The sequence below is a fragment of the Emergencia sp. genome (assembly GCF_048465375.1).
In the GTDB taxonomy this organism is placed as follows: Bacteria; Bacillota; Clostridia; order Peptostreptococcales; family Anaerovoracaceae; genus Senimuribacter.
In genome coordinates, this window is record NZ_DBFWLQ010000024.1 from 153,374 (window position 1) to 172,332 (window position 18,959).

16 protein-coding genes and 1 riboswitch are annotated in these 18,959 nt (G+C 45.6%); of the genes, 14 read left to right on the forward strand and 2 right to left on the reverse strand.

All coding sequences use genetic code 11. The features are described 5' to 3' along the window. The first annotated feature begins 12 nt into the window (after window positions 1-12). From ACMQ5W_RS15830 to ACMQ5W_RS15870, 9 genes are all read left to right on the forward strand, one after another. Window positions 13-1,014, forward strand: coding sequence for an NAD(P)H-dependent glycerol-3-phosphate dehydrogenase (locus ACMQ5W_RS15830; protein WP_419026011.1), 1,002 nt, complete (start codon window positions 13-15; stop codon window positions 1,012-1,014). 659 nt (window positions 1,015-1,673) lie between these two features. Beyond that, complete coding sequence (locus ACMQ5W_RS15835; protein WP_419026012.1) at window positions 1,674-2,645, forward strand: threonine ammonia-lyase; 972 nt, start codon at window positions 1,674-1,676, stop codon at window positions 2,643-2,645. A 12-nt stretch (window positions 2,646-2,657) separates the two neighbouring features. Further along, a complete protein-coding gene (locus tag ACMQ5W_RS15840; RefSeq protein WP_419026013.1) occupies window positions 2,658-3,824 on the forward strand; it encodes an amidohydrolase in 1,167 nt (388 codons plus the stop codon). A gap of 4 nt (window positions 3,825-3,828) precedes the next feature. Then, window positions 3,829-4,266: a GNAT family N-acetyltransferase gene (locus ACMQ5W_RS15845; RefSeq protein ID WP_419026014.1), complete on the forward strand. Its 438-nt coding sequence runs from the start codon at window positions 3,829-3,831 to the stop codon at window positions 4,264-4,266. 377 nt (window positions 4,267-4,643) lie between these two features. Continuing rightward, window positions 4,644-6,656, forward strand: a complete 2,013-nt coding sequence (locus tag ACMQ5W_RS15850; protein WP_419026015.1) for a sigma-54 interaction domain-containing protein — start codon at window positions 4,644-4,646, stop codon at window positions 6,654-6,656. 165 nt (window positions 6,657-6,821) lie between these two features. Then, complete coding sequence (locus tag ACMQ5W_RS15855; protein WP_419026016.1) at window positions 6,822-8,168, forward strand: amidohydrolase; 1,347 nt, start codon at window positions 6,822-6,824, stop codon at window positions 8,166-8,168. Between the two features lie 8 nt (window positions 8,169-8,176). After that, window positions 8,177-9,322 carry an MFS transporter gene (locus ACMQ5W_RS15860; protein ID WP_419026017.1) on the forward strand — a complete coding sequence of 382 codons (1,146 nt, stop codon included), beginning with the start codon at window positions 8,177-8,179 and terminating at the stop codon, window positions 9,320-9,322. Between the two features lies 1 nt (window position 9,323). After that, on the forward strand, window positions 9,324-10,535 hold the full coding sequence (locus ACMQ5W_RS15865) for an MFS transporter (RefSeq protein ID WP_419026018.1): 1,212 nt from the start codon (window positions 9,324-9,326) through the stop codon (window positions 10,533-10,535). A gap of 13 nt (window positions 10,536-10,548) precedes the next feature. Further along, window positions 10,549-11,883, forward strand: a complete 1,335-nt coding sequence (locus tag ACMQ5W_RS15870) for an amidohydrolase (RefSeq protein ID WP_419026019.1) — start codon at window positions 10,549-10,551, stop codon at window positions 11,881-11,883. A gap of 91 nt (window positions 11,884-11,974) precedes the next feature. On the opposite strand, the gene ACMQ5W_RS15875 is transcribed toward ACMQ5W_RS15870, so the two are convergent. Continuing rightward, window positions 11,975-13,669: a CoA-disulfide reductase gene (locus tag ACMQ5W_RS15875; RefSeq protein ID WP_419026020.1), complete on the reverse strand. Its 1,695-nt coding sequence runs from the start codon at window positions 13,667-13,669 to the stop codon at window positions 11,975-11,977. A 10-nt stretch (window positions 13,670-13,679) separates the two neighbouring features. Next, window positions 13,680-13,991: a rhodanese-like domain-containing protein gene (locus tag ACMQ5W_RS15880; RefSeq protein WP_419026021.1), complete on the reverse strand. Its 312-nt coding sequence runs from the start codon at window positions 13,989-13,991 to the stop codon at window positions 13,680-13,682. A gap of 409 nt (window positions 13,992-14,400) precedes the next feature. Here ACMQ5W_RS15880 and ACMQ5W_RS15885 point away from each other — a divergent pair, with 409 nt between their 5' ends. The 5 genes from ACMQ5W_RS15885 (at window position 14,401) to cobI (ending at window position 18,957) form a co-directional block, all read left to right on the forward strand. Further along, on the forward strand, window positions 14,401-14,778 hold the full coding sequence (locus tag ACMQ5W_RS15885; protein WP_419026022.1) for an HsmA family protein: 378 nt from the start codon (window positions 14,401-14,403) through the stop codon (window positions 14,776-14,778). Between the two features lie 23 nt (window positions 14,779-14,801). Further along, window positions 14,802-16,118, forward strand: a complete 1,317-nt coding sequence (gene miaB, locus ACMQ5W_RS15890) for a tRNA (N6-isopentenyl adenosine(37)-C2)-methylthiotransferase MiaB (RefSeq protein ID WP_419026023.1) — start codon at window positions 14,802-14,804, stop codon at window positions 16,116-16,118. Between the two features lie 11 nt (window positions 16,119-16,129). Continuing rightward, on the forward strand, window positions 16,130-16,684 hold the full coding sequence (locus ACMQ5W_RS15895) for an NUDIX hydrolase (RefSeq protein WP_419026024.1): 555 nt from the start codon (window positions 16,130-16,132) through the stop codon (window positions 16,682-16,684). A 167-nt stretch (window positions 16,685-16,851) separates the two neighbouring features. Further along, window positions 16,852-17,045: riboswitch (cobalamin riboswitch) on the forward strand. A gap of 103 nt (window positions 17,046-17,148) precedes the next feature. After that, window positions 17,149-18,270, forward strand: coding sequence for a cobalt-precorrin-5B (C(1))-methyltransferase CbiD (cbiD, locus tag ACMQ5W_RS15900; RefSeq protein ID WP_419026025.1), 1,122 nt, complete (start codon window positions 17,149-17,151; stop codon window positions 18,268-18,270). Then, the gene (cobI, locus tag ACMQ5W_RS15905) at window positions 18,271-18,957 is read left to right on the forward strand and encodes a precorrin-2 C(20)-methyltransferase (RefSeq protein WP_148493785.1); all 687 of its coding nucleotides are present in this window, start codon (window positions 18,271-18,273) and stop codon (window positions 18,955-18,957) included. Window positions 18,958-18,959: the final 2 nt, after the last annotated feature.

Consider the following 18,959-nt stretch of genomic DNA (forward strand, 5'->3'; position numbering starts at 1 on the left):
AAGGCAAAAACTATGAAAACAATAGGAGTTATCGGCGCAGGCAGCTGGGGAACAGCCCTCGCGATTACATTAAGTAACAAAGGTCACAATGTCAAAATCTGTGACGTCAACGCAGAGCATCTTGCAGAGATGCGCGCAAATCGCGAAAATGTCAGATATCTGCCAGGCATAAAATTTTGCGACCGTCTACATATCGTAGATGATGAACAGGAAGCATTAGAAGGTGCAGATGTGGCGCTTTTTTCTGCACCGGCGCAGCACTTCAGAAGTGCTTTTGAGGGCGCGCTGCCTTATCTTACAGACGATATGGTGGTAGTCAATGTGGCAAAGGGTATTGAGCAGGGTACTTTGATGCGCCTGTCAGAAATCGCCTATGCACTCAAACCGGATGTGAAATATGTAGTTCTTTCTGGCCCGTCTCATGCGGAAGAGGTGGGCAAAGCTCTGCCGACGACAGTTGCTGTGGCTTCCAAGGACATGGAACTGGCGGAATACGTGCAGGATGTCTTCATGACAGATCGATTCAGAGTCTACACCAACGATGACGTTTGCGGCGTAGAACTGGGCGGAGCGCTGAAAAACATCATCGCCTTGGGCGCAGGCATTTCTGACGGTATTGGATTTGGTGACAATGCCAAAGCGGCTTTGATGACCCGCGGCATCACAGAGATGTGCAGACTGGGCGTCAAACTGGGAGCTGATATCGCAACTTTCTCTGGACTGACAGGCATTGGAGACTTGATCGTAACCTGCACCAGTATGCATTCCAGAAACAGGCGCTGCGGCATCATGATCGGCGAAGGCATCAAACCGAGTGAAGCAGTGGAGAAGGTGGGCATGGTCGTGGAAGGTATGTTCACAGCTGAAGCCGCCTATGAACTGGCTAAGCGGGTCGGCGTGGAAATGCCGATCACCGAGTGCATCTACGAGTGCATCAACGAGCGGATTTCTGCAAAGGATGCTGTAGATATGCTGATGGGAAGAGATAAGAAGAACGAGAAACATATTGGCTAATGGTTCTGGTCACGAAGAAATGAAAGGACAGCTTTTATGCCTTGGAGGACCTGACTTGATTTTACAAGGTGGAACGGTTGGCACTCTAAGCCCCCAAGAAGGCAAGGGATTACGCAGACTGATTGGTAGAATTTAATTTAATGGTTCGGTGGATTTTATGAGACTGCTTCGAAAGAGGCAGTTTTTTTATGTACCGCCTAGCTGCCTTGCATGAATCATAATAGAAAAAATGTGAAAGTATCATTTCCACGTTTTCTCTACAATTTGACCTAAAGGTATCCCGTGCCACTGTGTAAAAAGGTTTATTCAGGCAAAGGCCATCAGCCCAAGGATATGTGTTACATAGCCATCATGAGAGGAGACGTGCTGTCGAGGCGGCATCGCAGGCCGAAAAAGCAGAACGCCAAAATCATATTGACGAATAGAAAAATTTCGTCTATAATGATTCTACGACTTTACGACGTTGTCGCAAGGTAAGAATCATTGAATCATGACGGTCGATTAAATATTCAGCGGAATCGTCATGGTATACGTATTCCAGATAACACGATTGCTTTTCGCACCCCCGGGTGCGGATGAATACAGCATTCCGATTTCACTCCGTTAGGGCCATTTTATGGAGGGGTGGAACGGAGTGCTTTTGTTTTTGAAAGGAGAATATGATGAACAATACGTTTACAGCGCAGGAAGTTTACGATGCATATGAAAGAATCAAGGAGTATATATACAAGACGCCTCTTGAGGAATCCCTCTATCTGGGGACGGATGAACAGAAATACTTTTTCAAACTGGAATCCACCCAGACGGTCAAAAGCTTTAAAATTCGCGGGGCGCTGAACAAGATGTCAACCTTGACAGAGGAGGAAAGGCAGCGGGGCGTCGCCACAATCTCTTCTGGAAATCACGGGGCATCAGTCAGTTACGCAGCCAAACTTTTGGGTATAAAGAATGCAAAAGTCATCGTACCGGAAACAACACCCCAGGCAAAGGTTGACAAGATAAAGTATTATGGTGCCGACGTTATGCTCATGGGCAGCGGCTATGACGAGGCTCATGCTATGGGAATGTCTTATATCGAAGAAAACGGTATGACCTATATCGACGCTTACTATGACGATCCGAAGATTTACGGAGGACAGGGCACCATCGCTGTTGAAATTCTCGATCAAAATCCGGATATCGATACCATCGTCGTACCAATTGGCGGAGGTGGATTGATTACGGGTATTGCAGTAGCAGCGAAGGCGATTAAGCCGGACATCAGGATTATCGGTGTCCAGACCGAGGCCTGCCCTGCCATGATTCGTGCCTACGAAGATAACGTATTTTATGAGGAATATCCGACTACAGGAGATACGATCTGTGATGCCCTGGTCGGCGGTGTGGGCAAGCTGTCTTATGATATCTTAAAAGACTATGCGGATGACTTGATTGAAGTAAAAGAAGCGACCATCAGAAAAGCAGTAAAACATATGATTAAAGAAGAAAAGTTCATCGTGGAGGGTGCCAGTGCTACTACAGTCGCTGCAGTGATGGATGACAGGGAGCGCATCGGCGGCAAAAACATCGCCCTGGTTATGAGCGGCGGCAATATAGACGGAGATTTGATGGTCAGGCTGTTAAATGAATAATGGAGGCTTGAAATGAACAGCGAATTAGAGAAGAAAATCACAGATACAATAGAAAATAATTTATCCGAGCTTTATGAAATCAGGAACTATCTTTATGAAAATCCAGAAGTGGGTGGGGAGGAAGAAAAAGCTTACACCCTTTTGACGAATACTTTAAAAGAACATGGCTTCGCAGTGACGGAAAATTTTCATGGAATTGATCATTGCTTTAGAGCCGTAGCGGACAGTGGAAAACCGGGTCCAGTCATCGGCCTGACCGCAGAATTTGATGCGCTGCCCGGTATGGGTCACGGCTGCGGCCATAACATCATCGCCACAGCACCCATGGGTGCGGCCTTTGCTCTGCAAGCAATACTACAAGAAACTGGCGGGAAGGTAGTTCTCTTTGGTACGCCGGGAGAAGAATGTATCTGCAGCAAAGTACCTCTGGCGGAGGAAGGTGCGTTCGATGAGGTGGACGTGGTTATGACCGTCCATCCAAATCCAGTGAATCAAGCCAGTGGAAAGACTACAGCTATCGATTCCTGGCAGATTGACTTTTACGGCAAATCCTCCCATGCCGGTGCCCGTCCAGAAGAAGGCATCAATGCTTTGGATGCAGCTGTTCACTTTTACTCGTTGATTGGCTTTGAAAAGCAATATTTAAAAGACACCAATATTTACGGCGTCTTTGCCGACGGCGGTGAAAAATGCAGTGTGATTCCAGATCACGCTGCAGTAAAATATTTAGTAAGAGCAAAAGATATGGAGACGATCGAGCAGATTCGCGGCATGTTTGAACGATGTGCGGAAGGGGCAGCGAAAGCGGTAGGTGCGACCTATAAGATTTGGAGAAATGAACCAGCGAACAAAGATATGGTGACCAATGAGACTCTTTCTGCAGTATTTAATCAATATTACGAAGGCCTGGGCGGCGGAGAAATGCCCCATATCGACAGCACTGGATCAACGGATATGGGCGATGTCAGTTATGTCGTTCCATCTATTCATCCGTGGATTGGTCTCGATTGTCCATCCTATCAGCTGCATTCAAAAGAGTTTGCAGACGCAACTATGACAGCAGCGGGAGACCGGGCTGTTAAACTGGGGGCGGAAGCTTTGGCGCTGACCGGCGCGGAGGTATTGACATCACCCAAATTGCTTGATAAGATAAAAACGGAATTTAAAAAAGGAGAATAAATCAATGGAGATACGGGAGCTGAGAAAAGAGGAATACGAGGCAGCCATAGGTTTATCCTGGCAGGTCTTTCAGGAATATGAGGCTCCTGAATACTCACAACAGGGAATAGAAGCTTTCTATAAGAGCATACACGATGAGGAATATATACGCGGGCTGAGGATATATGGAGCTATTGAGAGAGGGCGTCTGCTCGGTATCCTTGCCACTCGCAGCAATGGCAATCACATTGCACTTTTTTTCGTGGATGGAAAATATCATGGCAGAGGCATCGGGAAACGTCTGTTTCACCTTGCGGTTGGCGACAATAGTTCTGGGCATTTGACGGTAAATTCATCGCCCTATGCAGTTGAAATTTATCGCCGCTTGGGTTTTGTGGAGCTGGACAGCGAGCAGATATCTGACGGTATCCGTTTTACGCCGATGAAGTGTTGCCATCTGTAGAAAGTGATTTTTTCTGAGATACTCTTGTATTCCCCATACATCCATGTTAACAAGGTCAGATTACGGACTGGATACGGAGGTGGAATTCTCTACTTTAGAAGAGTCAGTATATGCTGGCCTAAAAAATGACCTGGGATTTATTAACGACAGGAAGTTCCTGATTCTAAGTGAAGCCCAACGTTCACTTTGCTCACTCCTCCAGCCGCTGACGAGAGGACGTTCTCAAGGATTTTCTGGAAAAGAACAGTCCGGAGGTGAGGAGAATGTTATTTAATGAAATTACAAGTGAGGAGTTTGCTAAAATCAGAGCAAAGTTCTGGAGATAGACAGAACTTCACCATATTAAACATAAAACTCCAATTCATGGAGGAAATTTAATGAAAAAGATTACAGTAGTGACGATCAAGCAGATTGCGTTAAATGCGTATATGCAGCAGATTAGAGGCTTCTTTGGAGAAGAAGCCTCTATTTTAGGTTATGCAATGGAGGATGACCCGCTGGCAATTCAAGGCGACATCATACTGACGACGTCCTACTTTTTACTTCAGTCCATAAAACGAAAACTGGTCAATGACAGCGCGGAGATTGTGCACATGAGCGGCACTTTCAGCAAAGAGCAGTTCAGACAGATCAGTGATCTCCCCGCCGGTTCAAAGGTGCTTGTGGTCAATTCGACAAAGGAAATCGCCTATGACTGTATTTCTCAGTTTAAACAGAATATTGAAACACCGCTGAGTTATGTGGCCTATTCAGAAGAAGAGGACAAAAAGATTCTGCCAGGTGAATACGATTATGCAGTTACCTTTATAGAGAACTTTGAGCAGACAGATGCAGTAAAACGAGTAATCAACCTGGGTATTAGAAAGATCCATCCGTATATTTTCGAACACGTTATAGACATCTGCTATTCTGAGGATGAGGATAAGGCAAAGCGACTGGATCAGTATAAGAAAGAGATGGTACCAGTCAACTACTCCATGATAGAATTCAGCAATGTAGCAGGTGAGTGGGAGGAAATTCTCAATAATATCATCTTCCTCACTGAGTCGGGAGTTATTGTGCTGGATGACGGAGACCACATCAAAGGCATCAACGACTATATATCCGATCTCTTTCAGATCAGCAGATCTCAGTATTACGGACAGGATATTAAGAAGATCTTTGAATTCAGAGAGCTCTTTCGCTTTGTCACTAAGCTGGGGGACAATCGAGATGCGGATTTCTACTTGAAATCAGTTGAAGAGAGAGTTACCATCAGAAAGAGAATTGTCCAGTTCTATGGATATAAGTTTTTTACTGTGATTTTTATAGAAGTGGACCGTGAGGGCAGACGGCTGCCAGAACAGAAGATGAAAGCCAGGTTTACTTTTGACGATATCAGAGGTAAAAGTCCTGCTATCAGCAGAGTCATCGAAATTGCCAGACAGATCTCCTACTCAGATAATTCCGTGTTGCTTCTGGGAGAGACGGGAACGGGAAAGGAGTTATTCTCTAACTCTATTCATAACAATTCCCAGAGAGCATCAAAACCATTTATCGCGGTCAATTGCGCTGCCTTTCCGGAGAATTTGCTGGAGAGTGAGCTCTTTGGTTATGAACCGGGAACCTTTACCGGTGCGCTGAAAAACGGAAAGAAAGGCATCTTTGAACTGGCCGATGGTGGAACCGTATTCTTAGATGAAATCGGTGATGCACCGCTCAGCATTCAGGCAAAGCTGCTCCGCGTGCTTCAGGAAAAAGAAGTGCGCAAGATTGGTGGAGAAGAGAGCGTCCATGTAGATGTGCGCATCATCTCCGCGACCAATAAAGATTTGAAAAAAATGATTGAGCAGGAGAAGTTCAGAAAGGATTTGTACTACAGGCTGAACACTTTTACGGTAAATATTCCAGCTCTCAGGGAACGAATTGACGACTTAGAACTTTTGATTCAGTATTTTTTGGAGGAAGGCCACTATGGTTATAAAAAGGTATCTCCAGAAGTACTTTCTATTTTGAAGAGTTGCCCATGGGAAGGAAACTTGCGAGAACTGAAAAACTGTGTAGACTATATGGCATTTATGAGTGACGACCTCATTAAAGCTGAGTCATTGCCAGAGGAATATTTAAACTTCCAGAGTGACTTTTTCATAGAGCAGGAACCCGAAGAAGGCCTGACCTATTCTGACCAGAGAATTGTCAGCTTTCTGCTGGAGACTCTCTACTATCAACCTATAGGCAGAGAACGAATTCTGCGTACAGCGGTAGAAAAAAAGATAGAGCTGACAGAGCACCATCTGAAGAGAATACTCAAAATCATGAGCGAAAAAGACTATATCTGCATTACCAAAGGCAGGGGAGGTATTAAGCTTACGAAAAAAGGGATAGAGGTATATAAGAAAAACAGAATTTAAACGGATAAAAATACAGTTTTATCCGTTTTGTGTTGATGTAAAAGATCGATTTATCAGAAAATACTGGTTAAATTGGTCTTTTTTAGTTGGCACGGGATTTGCTTATTATATGGGTAATCAAAGCAAGACATGCGCATACAGTATTTGATTAAATTGGAGGAATCTATGGATAAGAAAAATATAAGCTCACTCATCGAAGGCAGAGCAGAAGAATTTATCGATTTGGCAGAAAAAATCTGGGAAAAGCCAGAATTGGCGCTGGAAGAAGTCTATGCAAGTTCCTTGCAAATGGATTATCTGGCCGCTAATGGGTTTAAAATCAGCAGTGTCAATGGTCTGGCCACAGCGTTTACTGCAGAATTCGGCAGCGGTAAACCTGTGATTGGACTTTTAGGTGAATACGATGCACTGCCAGGACTTTCACAAAAAGCGACAGCTCAGAGAGAAGCGATCGAAGCAGGTGGTCCAGGACATGGATGCGGCCATAACTTAATCGGTGTCGGCTGTATCGCTGCGGCCATTGCAATAAAGGAACTGATTGAAAAAGGCATTCTCAATGGAACCATTAAATATTTTGGCTGTCCAGCGGAAGAGCGGTTCGGAGGAAAGAAACTGATGCTCAGTGCAAATACCTTTGACGGCGTTGACTGCTGTTTCAGCTGGCACCCTGAAAGTGTAAACAAAATTACGAAAGAGACGTTCCGCTCCATATATGATGTGAATTTTACCTTTAAAGGTACTACATCGTATATAGCGGCGGATAGAGAACTGGGAGGCAATGCTGTATCAGCGATGGAACTGCTCAATATCGGTGTACAGTATTTGAGAGCACATTTGAATGACGATTATATTATAGAGTATTGTGTGACGAAGGGTGCGGAAACTTCTAATGTTCTTCCAGAAACTACAGAAATCTCATATGCCCTCAGAGCAGACAATACACATCAGTGCAAAACTCTGGTTGAGCGAATCGGCAAAATCGCAGAAGGCGCGGCGCTTATGAGTGGAACCACAGTGAAGCAGGAAATCACAGGAGAATACTACAGCAATTTGTACAACGAGACATTGGGAGATATCGTGTATCAAAACATGGTAGAAATTCCAAGACCTGAATACACGATGGAGGAAATTGAATTTGCTGATACCCTGGCAGAAACCATCGGGGACTTTCCGATTGAAAGAACGAAGTCCTACTATGGCATTGTGGAGACCCAGGGCAGTATGCATCGGGGCGTGGCGAAACAAGATCGAATCAGTTACAAACCAGCCTCTGATGTAGGCAATGTGAGCTGGCAGATACCGACGGCTATGTTTTTTGCCGCAACAAATCCAATCGGTATGCCTATGCATACTTGGCAAGCTACATCGACCAGCGGAAGCAGCCTGGGACATAAGGGAATGCTTTATGCCAGCAAAGTAATGGCTGCTTCTATATGCGAACTGATGGAACATCCTGAAAAAGTTGAAGATGCAAAAAAAGAATTTAACGATTATTTTGCAAATAGAAAGTAGTGGAAGATATGAATCTATTAAGAGATAAGAACTTTCATATTTTAAATCTGATCAGCATCGTCAGCATCATGAGTAACGTGCTGAACCCGGCATTCAGAGCCATCGGAGATGCTTTTCAAATTACTGCTGACCAAGTGGGCCTTTTGACCACCGTGTATTCGATACCGATGGTTATACTGTCGCCTATCGTAGGGATCATCGCTGACAGGATTGGCAGGAGAAGGATTCTGGGGCTTTCGACACTCATATTCGGACTATCTGCCATTTTGTCAGTTAACGCGGATACTTACAATATCTTGCTTCTCAGTGAACTCCTTCGAGGAATCGGGCAGCCAGGGCTAGTCATCGTAACCATTGTACTGATCGGAGATTTTTATACCGATAAAAACCGAAATCACGTCATGGGAATCAATACGGCCATCATGAATGCTGGTCTGGCAGTATTTCCTATCATTGGCGGCGTTCTGGCGGGGATGAGCTGGAAATACCCTTACTTCGTGATCTTTGCCGCAATTCCTATCGCATTGCTGGCCTTTTTCGGTCTCGATGAACCAGAAATCAAAAAAGAGCAGGGCAAGATCATGCCATACATCAAAGAAGCGCTGACCTATTACAAGAATGGCAGAGTTATCTCCATCTCAGTAGTATCCTTTGCGGTATACACGCTGTTAGCAGGCTGCTTTCTGGTATATGCAGCCTTTATCTTGGAAGATCCATCCTGGATTGGAATCATCTTTGCAGTGATGTCTGTCTTTAGCTGCATACCGTCTGTGATGGTGGAACCTTTGATTAAAAAACTGGGAGAAGAAAATCTGGTGAGGATTACCTTCGTACTCTTTGCCGTGGCATTTATTATAGGAGCAAATGTGACCAGCGTACTGACTGCAATGATGTTCAGTGCTGTGTTCGGACTGGGTATCGGCATCATCATGCCGGTTCAGATGATCATGCTGCTTCCTCTTTCGCCAGATCATGTAAGAGGCGCATTTATTTCGATACAAAATCTGATTCACCGCTTAGGGCAGGCCATGGGGCCAGTGCTTTTCGGATTTATATATGTTAAGGCTGGACTTTCAGGCGTGTTTTACGCAGCAGCGTCAGTTTCAGTGATCGTATTAGTTATATCTTTGAAATTTCTAAGGAAAGGAAAATAACATGGAAACCGCAGAAAGATTAGAACGTCCAGAAGCAAGAGAAGGTAAGCTTCTGACAGATAAAAATTTACATATTCTCAATATAATATGCTTTGTCAGCATGATGAGCAACGCACTCAGTTCCTCGTATACGCTGATTTCAGAGACCTTTAACGTTACAGCAAACCAGGTGGGTATGATGAACACCTTGTATTCCACGCCGATGATATTTCTGTCACTGGTAGTTGGAATCATTGCAGACCGATTTGGCAGAAAAAAAGTGATGGGGATTTCAACACTGCTGTTTGGAGCATCGGCCATCATTTCTCTGACAGCAACCAACTTCAATATGATTCTCCTGGGAGAATTTCTAAGAGGCTGTGGACAGCCGGGAATCGTTATCATCTCTCTGGTACTGGTAGGTGACCTTTACGAATCTCAGAAGAGAAGAACGGACGTCATGGGAATCAATACAGCGGTACTGAACATCGGCCTGGCGATCTTTCCTCTGGTTGGAGGCTGGCTGGCAGGTTATGGATGGAAGTATCCGTACTTGATCATTCTGGTAGCAATCCCGGCAGCATTGGTCGTCTTCTTCGGCATGGACGAACCGAAAATTCAGAAGCAGCAGGAAAAGCTTCTCCCTTATTTGAAGGATGCATTGAAATGCTTTAAGCAGCCGAGAGCCGTTGTCCTTCCTTTGATTAACTTCTGTGTTTATGCCATGCTAAGCGGATGTTTCCTTGTATACATGCCTTTCATGGTCATCGCAGTGCTGGATAAAGTCTATATGATCGGAATTGTCATGTCCGTCATGGCTGTAACCAGCTGTATCCTGTCAGCGCTCCTGGGGCCTCTTTCGAGAAAGTTCTCTGCGGAGTGGATGGAGATCGCGGCCTTGGTTATCTTCATCGCAGCATTTATCATCGGAGCAAAGACGACTACTATCAATGGCGCCCTGCTTTGCAGTGCTATTTTCGGTATGGGCATCGGACTCAATATGCCGGCGATCATGGCTATGATTCTGCCTCTTGCAGATACGGAAGTGAGAGGCGCCTTTATCTCCGTGACCAACCTGATCAAAAGAGCAGGGCAGGCCGTGGGCCCAATCATCTTCGGATGGATCTTTGTACAGTGGAATTTAACGGGTGTATTCTACGGTGCTGCAATCCTCTCCGCAGTCACTTTGGTATTGGCATTCATCTTCTTTAGAAATAACAAAACGCAAATGTAAGGGGTAAAGGACAATGAAAGAGAATTTAACGACGTTTTTAGATGAACATACCCAGAGCTATGCGGATATTGCAAAGGATATCTGGGAGCGGCCGCAGACTGCACTTAACGAGGAATATGCGGCAAAGCGACAGAGTGAATTTCTGGAAAGCAGAGGCTTTCGGATCAACGCAGTCAAAGATGTACCTACGGCCTTCGTTGCGGAGTATGGCAGTGGAGATCCAGTCATCGGTATTCTGGGCGAATACGATGCCTTGCCTGATATGAGCCAAAAAGTTTGTACAGAGAGAACGCCTATAGAAGCTGGCGGACCAGGTCATGCTTGCGGACATAATCTTATAGGGACCGCAGGTGTAGCAGCGGTAGATGCTGTCAAGGAATTATATGATAAAGAGGGTTTCAAGGGAACGATACGCTATTACGGGTGCCCTGCTGAGGAGCGGTACAGCGGCAAAATACTTATGCAGAAAGAGAAGGTCTTCGATGACCTTGATATTGCAATCATCTGGCATCCCCAGGATATTACGGGGATTTCAAGAAAGCAGTATTACAGCGGTCTGACCATGATGAAGGTGGAGTTCTCAGGGGAGACGGGTCACTCTGTTGCTGCGAAGAACTATGGAGGAAGTGCGCTCCAGGCAGCAAATCTGATGGTTGGCGGCATCAATGCCATGAGAGAGTACATCTGGGATTACCACCGGCTTCACTATTACATGAGCGACACGGGACAGACAGCCAACCTTCTGTCGAAAAGCACCTCCGTTTACTGTGAGACCAGAGCTACTGACGTAGATGTTCTGCTCAAGATCAAAGAACGACTGACGGAAATTGCCGAGGGCTGTGCCAAAATCGCGGGCACGGATTTTACCATAGAGATGGAAGATGAGCTATACAGTGACAAAGAAAATTCGGTTATCGTCGAGGTTTTAAAACATAACTTACAGCTTCTGCCGCGGCCCGAATATACAGACGGCGAAAAGGAGTTTGCAGCAAAGCTGGCAGAGACTCTGCCAGAAGGAGCAGAGAAAAAAGTAGCCTCCTTCTACAATATCGATAAGGAGCAGATAGAAAATCATCTGCATATGGGCGTGGTGGAGAAGGATGATTTGATCTATCTTCCAGCAGACGATGCAGGCAATGTGAGTCAACAGGTGCCTTTTGGAACCTTTTTGATTTCTCTTCCGCCTGTGGGCATGCCAATGCACTGCTGGCAGATGACGGCTCTCGCTGGCAGCAGTATTGGTACCAAGTGTATGATGCGTGCAGCGAAAGTCATGGCTGGCGTGGTGTATGATTTCCTGACAGATGAAAAACTAGTTCAGGAAGCTGTGGAAGAATTCAATATATAAATTAAACACATTGAATAAGACTGAATATCAGAGGATTCGTTAATCCTTGATATATCAGTCTTATCCATTGTTGACTATTATTTGATTAGAATCATATTTTTACTCCACAGCCGTGTCTGGCCGTCTCGTCAAAAGACTTGTCGTAGAGGATGTATTCGTAGAATCCGTAACCGCCAGACAGGTTGTAGCAACGGTATCCCAGCTCTGATAAAATCCTGCAGGCGACGTAGCTGCGCAGACCGCTGTAGCAGTTGACGTAAACTGGCTTTTCTTTTTCAAGCAGATGGAGATTCTCTCTCAGAGAATCCAGCGGAATGTTCAACGCATTTTCAAGGGGACTCTCCTCAAACTCTTCCGTTGTTCTCACATCGAGACAGGTAACTGTTTCGTCCTTGGTGAGGTCAGGAATATCCTGCCAATGGTATTGACTGACTCTGCCCTCCAAGATGTTTTCGATGACGAATCCTACCATATTCACAGGGTCTTTGGCTGAGGAAAATGGAGGGGCATAGGCCAGTTCCAATTCAGCCAGATCGTAGCCAGTCATCTTGCCGCGAATAGCTGTTGCCAGTACGTCAATTCTCTTGTCTACACCATCAAAGCCGACAATCTGTGCACCTAATATTCTACCATTTTCAGGATCATAGAGCGTTTTGATAGTCATATCCCCAGCGCCAGGATAGTAGGTGGCGTGAGATGGTGAAAAGTTGATGACTTTATCGTACTTGATTCCAGCGGCCTTAGCGGTCTTCTCATTGAGGCCCGTCGATGCACAGGTCATATCAAAGAGTTTGATAATGGAAGAACCCTGGCTTCCTTTGTATGTGCTCTGGCGGCCACAGATATTGTCTGCAGCAATGCGCCCCTGTTTATTGGCAGGACCTGCGAGGGGAATAACGGTTTTCACACCGCTGACGAAATGGGTCACTTCTATTGCATCACCGACAGCGTAGATATCCTGATCTGAGGTCTGCAGATGTTCGTTGACTGCAATTGCGTCTTTTGCACCCAAAGTAAGACCTGCATCCTTGGCGAGATGGTTATCTGGGGTTACGCCGATGGCCAGAAGGACCATATCCGTTATCAAACTTGAGCCGTCTTTGAGAAGTATTTTAATACCATTTTCCGTTTCTTCGTATCCAGCAATTGGACTGTTCAGGCGCAGATCCAAACCTTTGCTGCGCAGATAGGCATGCAGCTGGCAGGCCATATCGTAGTCCAGCGGCGGCATGACCTGACCGCTTCTCTGCAGCAGTGTGGTCTGTATATTTTCATGAAGCAGATTTTCCGCCATTTCCAGACCGATAAAGCCGCCGCCTACAACGACAGCAGATGCAGGCTTTTGCTGCTCTATGTACTGGCGGATGCGGAAGGTGTCTTCCACAGTGCGCAGGGTGAAAATTCTGTCTGAATCGATGCCCGGAAGGGCGGGCTTGATGGCCTTCGCGCCTGGTGAAAGAATCAATTTGTCGTAGCTTTCTATATATGTCTTTCCCGACTGCAGATCTTTTACAGACAGCGTTTTTTTCTTTGAATCGATGGACAAAACCTCACTGTTTACTCTGACATCGATGTTAAATCTGTCTTTAAAATCCTCGGGCGTTTTCAGGGTCAGTTTTTTCTTGTTCTTGATAACGCCTCCGATATAGTAGGGCAGGCCGCAGTTGGCATAGGACACATAGCCTGTTTTTTCGAAGATGATGATCTCCGCTTCTTCATTGAGTCTGCGCAGTCTGGCTGCTGCAGTTGCACCGCCTGCCACGCCGCCGATGATTAAAACTTTCATTCTGTTACCTTTACCTTTCTAATTCTCCACTGTAATTTGAAATACCACCGATGTTTGCAGCCTCAAAACCCTGTTGCTTGAGATAAGAACAGGCCCTGCCACTTCTGGCTCCGCTGAGGCAGTAGACGAACAGAGGCTTGCCCTTATCCAGTTTGGCGCTTTGCAGGCTGTCGAGAGGGATATTGACAGCGCCCGGCACATGACCGGCTTTGTATTCTTCCTTTGTCCTTACGTCCAGCAGGATGGCTCCTGTTGTTTCTTTGGCTTGCTGTACACCTTCGTTGAACTTGTTTCCTCTATTAAAAATGTTAAAAATAGACATGATTTCAATCTCCTTTGTTCGATTTGATAATATTATCATACCCTGAAAATTTGTTTTTTACAGTGACTTGGTTACAAAATCGGAATTCACGGAAAAAAGTTACCCTCTATTTGCTCCAAAAAGCCGAAAAGCACCTAACAATCAAAGGTCTGCAAAGGGAGTGGGCACTGCACCAAAGGCTGTAACCGTTGAAACTTCGTCACGATTTTTTCACACAGACTCATTGTGGACGTATTTGTTAGGGGTTATTGAGAAAAAAAGAGTAATTGACGGGTAAAATGACTGCGATTGCCAGGGCGCATCGGCGCAGTGCCATAATACCGCCTCGAAATTTTTGTTTACCCCTGTAACTTACCGTCATTTTATGATATACTACATTTTTAGTTGAGAAAATAGAGGAGATTTACATATGTCAATAAAACTAATCTTAGCCATCATCACTATTACGGCAGCTCTCATATTTTATACCATCGGTGTTTTTTCCGAGAGACGCAGCGGTACCCTTCAGAAGAAACATGTGGTTTTGTTTTGGTGTGGTCTGATCTTTGATACGACGGGGACATCGATCATGTCCAGCATGGCGAAGGGAACCGGCCTGCTCAGCGCCCATGGACTTACCGGTGCACTGGCCATCGTCTTGATGCTGTTCCACGCACTGTGGGCGACAGTGGTATACCGCAAACAGAATGAACAAAAACTGCGCAGTTTCCACAAGTTCAGCATCGTAGTATGGCTGATCTGGCTGGTACCGTACATTCTGGGCATGTTTATCGGAATGAGAGGATAATGAATAAGCAAGGAGAAGATTCAATGAGCAAAACATTTCATATAACAACTTTTGGCTGCCAGATGAACGAGCACGATTCAGAGGTTATGGCGGGCATGCTGCTGGAGAAAGGGTTTGAGCCTGTAAAGGAGCGGCGAGATGCGGATGTTGCTATTATCAATACCTGTAGTGTGAGAGAAAATGCGGATAAGCGTTTCTTTGGAACCTTGGGACAGCTGAAGCGCAGGAAAAAGGAGAATCCAGATTTTATCGTCTGCGTCTGCGGGTGTATGATGCAGCAGCAGCACGTTATCGACACCATCAAAGCAAAATATCCTTGGGTGGATATCATATTCGGTACCCACAATATTCACCAGTTTCCAGAACTGGTCGATAACGCTTTGAACGAGAAAAAAAAGCAGGTTGAGATTTGGACTGACGGCGGTGAAATCGTAGAAGGCCTGCCCGCTAAGCGTCTTTTTGACTGTAAAGCGCTTGTCAATATCATGTTCGGCTGCAATAATTTCTGTACTTATTGCATCGTGCCTTATACCAGAGGGCGGGAACGAAGCAGACGTCCAGAAGAAATTATCAAAGAGGTCAGAAGCCTGGTATCTGATGGAGTGAAAGAAATCATGCTGCTGGGACAGAATGTCAATTCTTACCGTGGCGATGAAAAAACTGATTTTGCGGATTTGCTCTATCGCCTCAATGAGATAGACGGGCTTGAGCGCATCCGCTTTATGACTTCTCATCCTAAGGATTTATCGGACAAGCTGATTCAAGCTTTTGTGGACTGCGATAAACTCTGTAAGAATATTCACCTGCCGGTACAGTCTGGCAGCAGTCGTATTCTAAAGAGAATGAACAGGAAATATACAAAAGACGCGTATCTGGAACTGGTGGCAAAGCTGAAAGCAGCTGTGCCTGGTATTACCATGTCTACAGATATCATCGTGGGGTTTCCGGGCGAGACTGAGGAGGATTTTGAGGAGACCCTGGATTTGGTTCGAAAGGTGAGATACGATTCTGCTTTTACCTTCCTGTACTCCATTAGAAAGGGAACTCCAGCAGAAAAATATGAGGAGCAGGTGGCAGAAGACGTAAAGCATGAGCGGTTTAATCGGCTGGTAGACCTGATCAATTCCATCAGCGCAGAGAAAAATGCCCAGTATACTGGAAGGATTGAAAGAGTCCTCGTGGAGGGAGCGAGCAAAACCAACAGCAAGACCCTCTCGGGCAGGACCGACGGATTCAAATTAGTCAATTTTGAAGGGACAAAGGACATGATCGGTAATTTGATCGACGTAGAAATTACGGAAGGGAAGACCTTCAGCCTGGAAGGCAGACTTAGAAAGTGATGGCAGCGGATATGAAAAATCTGAAACATATTGTAGAAAACTATAGACCGACCTGCGAACAGGAAACATGCGATCGGAAAATCATGTTGCAATTCTTAACTGCAAATGCGGATTGTCTGACTCGCGACAACCAGATCGCCCATTTTACTGCATCATCGTGGATTGTCAATAGGAGGAGAGATAAAGTTTTGATGGCATACCACAATATTTACGACAGTTGGGCCTGGACTGGAGGCCATGCTGACGGAGAAGCGGATCTGCTGCAGGTGGCTATCAGAGAGGCTTGCGAGGAGACGGGCATCACATCAGTACGGCCAGTCAAAGAAAGACCATGTTCTTTAGAAATCATTACCGTGGACGGGCATATCAAACGAGGAAGTTACGTTGCTTCGCACCTGCACATGAACTTGACCTATCTTTTGGAAGCGGACGAGGGCCAAGACCTCTTTGTGAAAGCCGATGAAAACAGCGGTGTCAGATGGATACCTTGTGATGAACTCGACAAATTCGTCAGTGAGCCGTGGATGATGACGTGGGTGTACGAGAAACTGCTGAAACTGCTTTGAAAAAAGCAGTTTTTTTCCTTGAATACTATCAATTGATAGTCTATCAGGAGACGAGATTGATTTTGAATTAACAAAAACAATGAAAATCCTCAAGAAGCCGATGAAAGTTTCTCCCCAATCTGTTGACACGGTCAATTTAATATAATATAATTTTATCTGTTGAAGTGAAATTGAATAGAAATATTGGTTGACAGAACAAGTCGTAATATGGAATCAGGTGAAAAACCTGAACAGTCCTGCTGCCGTAATGATTGAGTTTCATGCGAGGCGAAAGCCAGCCACTGAGGGGTCCCCTTGGGAAGGTGCATGTGAGACGCCTGAGATCAAAGTCGGAAGACATCCCAATATTTGGCCATAAAAGTCACAGGATATGAGTTTTAGGTTAATATTGGAGAATTTATTTTAGAAGATATTAAGAACCCGAGTCCTGGAGATTCGGGTTCTTGTTTTTGGTAAGGAAGTATATGGAAAAATTTACGGTTAAGAATGGAAAAAGACTGAGATTTGGATATACCACGGGAAGCTGTGCGACGGCCGCTTCAGCGGCGGCGCTGGAAATGCTGCTATTTGGCAGCAAAGTGGCACGAGCAGACATTACGTTGCCTTCGGGAGAAAAAGCATCCTTTGAGATTGGAGATATAGCTGCCGAACCTGACCAGGTCAGCTGTTCGGTCACCAAAGACGGCGGCGACGATCCTGATGCGACCCATGGGGCTAAGATCTTTGCCAAGGTTCGTCTCACAGAGGGGGATATCTGTGTCAAAGGCGGCGAAGGCGTGGGTCTGGTTACGGCTAAGGGGCTGCAATGTGCAGTCGGAGAGCCAGCTATCAATCCGGTGCCAAGAAGGATGATGATCGAAAATGCCCGGCGCATTTTGCAGCGTTACGGCACAGACTGCGGCGCAGAGATTACCATTTCTGTGCCGGAAGGAAAGGATATCGCGGAGAAAACTTATAATCCCCGCCTGGGAATCGTAGGGGGAATTTCCATTCTCGGGACGACTGGAATCGTAGACCCTATGAGTGAGAAAGCGCTCGTGGACACCATCAAAGCAGTTATTGACAAACAATATGAGGAGGACCCCGAAAACATTCTCATCTCCCCTGGCAATTACGGCAGGGACTTTTGCCGGGATTATCTGGGTCTGGACATCGAAAGGGCGGTGCCTGTGTCTAATTACATTGGTGAAGCTTTGGATTACATCAAATACAAGGGTTTCAAGAAAATACTCTTTGTTGGGCACACCGGAAAACTGATCAAAATTGCCGCGGGCGTCATGAATACCCATTCCGCTTATGCTGACTGCAGAATGGAGGTGATCGGCGTTCACAGCGCTATCTGCGGTGCTGATGCGAAGACCGTAGAACAGATTATGAAGTGCGTCACCACAGACGAAGCCTTCGATTTGATCAAAGACAAGTCCTATTATGCGGAAGTGAAGAATAGAATTTTAGAGAAGGTGCTCTACCATCTGCGCTTCCGGCTCAAAGGACAGGCAGAGATTGAGACAATCATGTTTACAACAGATAGAAGTCATATCATCAAAAGCCCTGGGGCTGATATGATGACGGAAAGGTACATATAAATGAAAGGTAAATTTTTTGCAGTAGGTGTAGGACCGGGAGACCCGGAATTGATTACCTTGAAGGCAATCAACACGATGAAGAACAGCGACGTCATCGCAGTGCCGAAAAGCGGCGCTTCAGAGAATATCGCTCTGAAAATTGCAGGGGCATATATAGAAGGCAAAACCCTTTTAGAGTGTGATATGCCTATGATCAAGGACAAGGAACGGCTGGATCAATACCACGACCAATCGGCAGAAGAAATCGGAGCCTTGCTGTTAGAAGGCAAGACCGTTTCCTTCCTGACATTGGGCGATCCTGCCATTTACAGTACCGTGATGTACGTACACAGAAGACTGACAAATCAGGGATTTGATACAGCCATCATTCCAGGCATTCCCTCCTTTTGCGGTGCGGCAGCCAGCTTGAATACTTCTCTCTGTGAAAGAGATGAAATGCTGCATATCGTGCCTGCGACTTATAAAGGCCATCAGGCGGAAGAACTTGAAGGAACTAGAGTTTTGATGAAATCTGGTAAGAAAATCATGGCACTGAGAGATGACCTGATCAGGCAGAACGCCATGATGGTGGAATGCGCCACCATGGAAAATGAAAGAGTTTACAAAGATTTGAGCGAGCTGAAAGAACAGTCCAGCTATTTTTCTTTAATCGTTATTCCCTCAGAAGATAGACAGAAGGAGAAATAAAC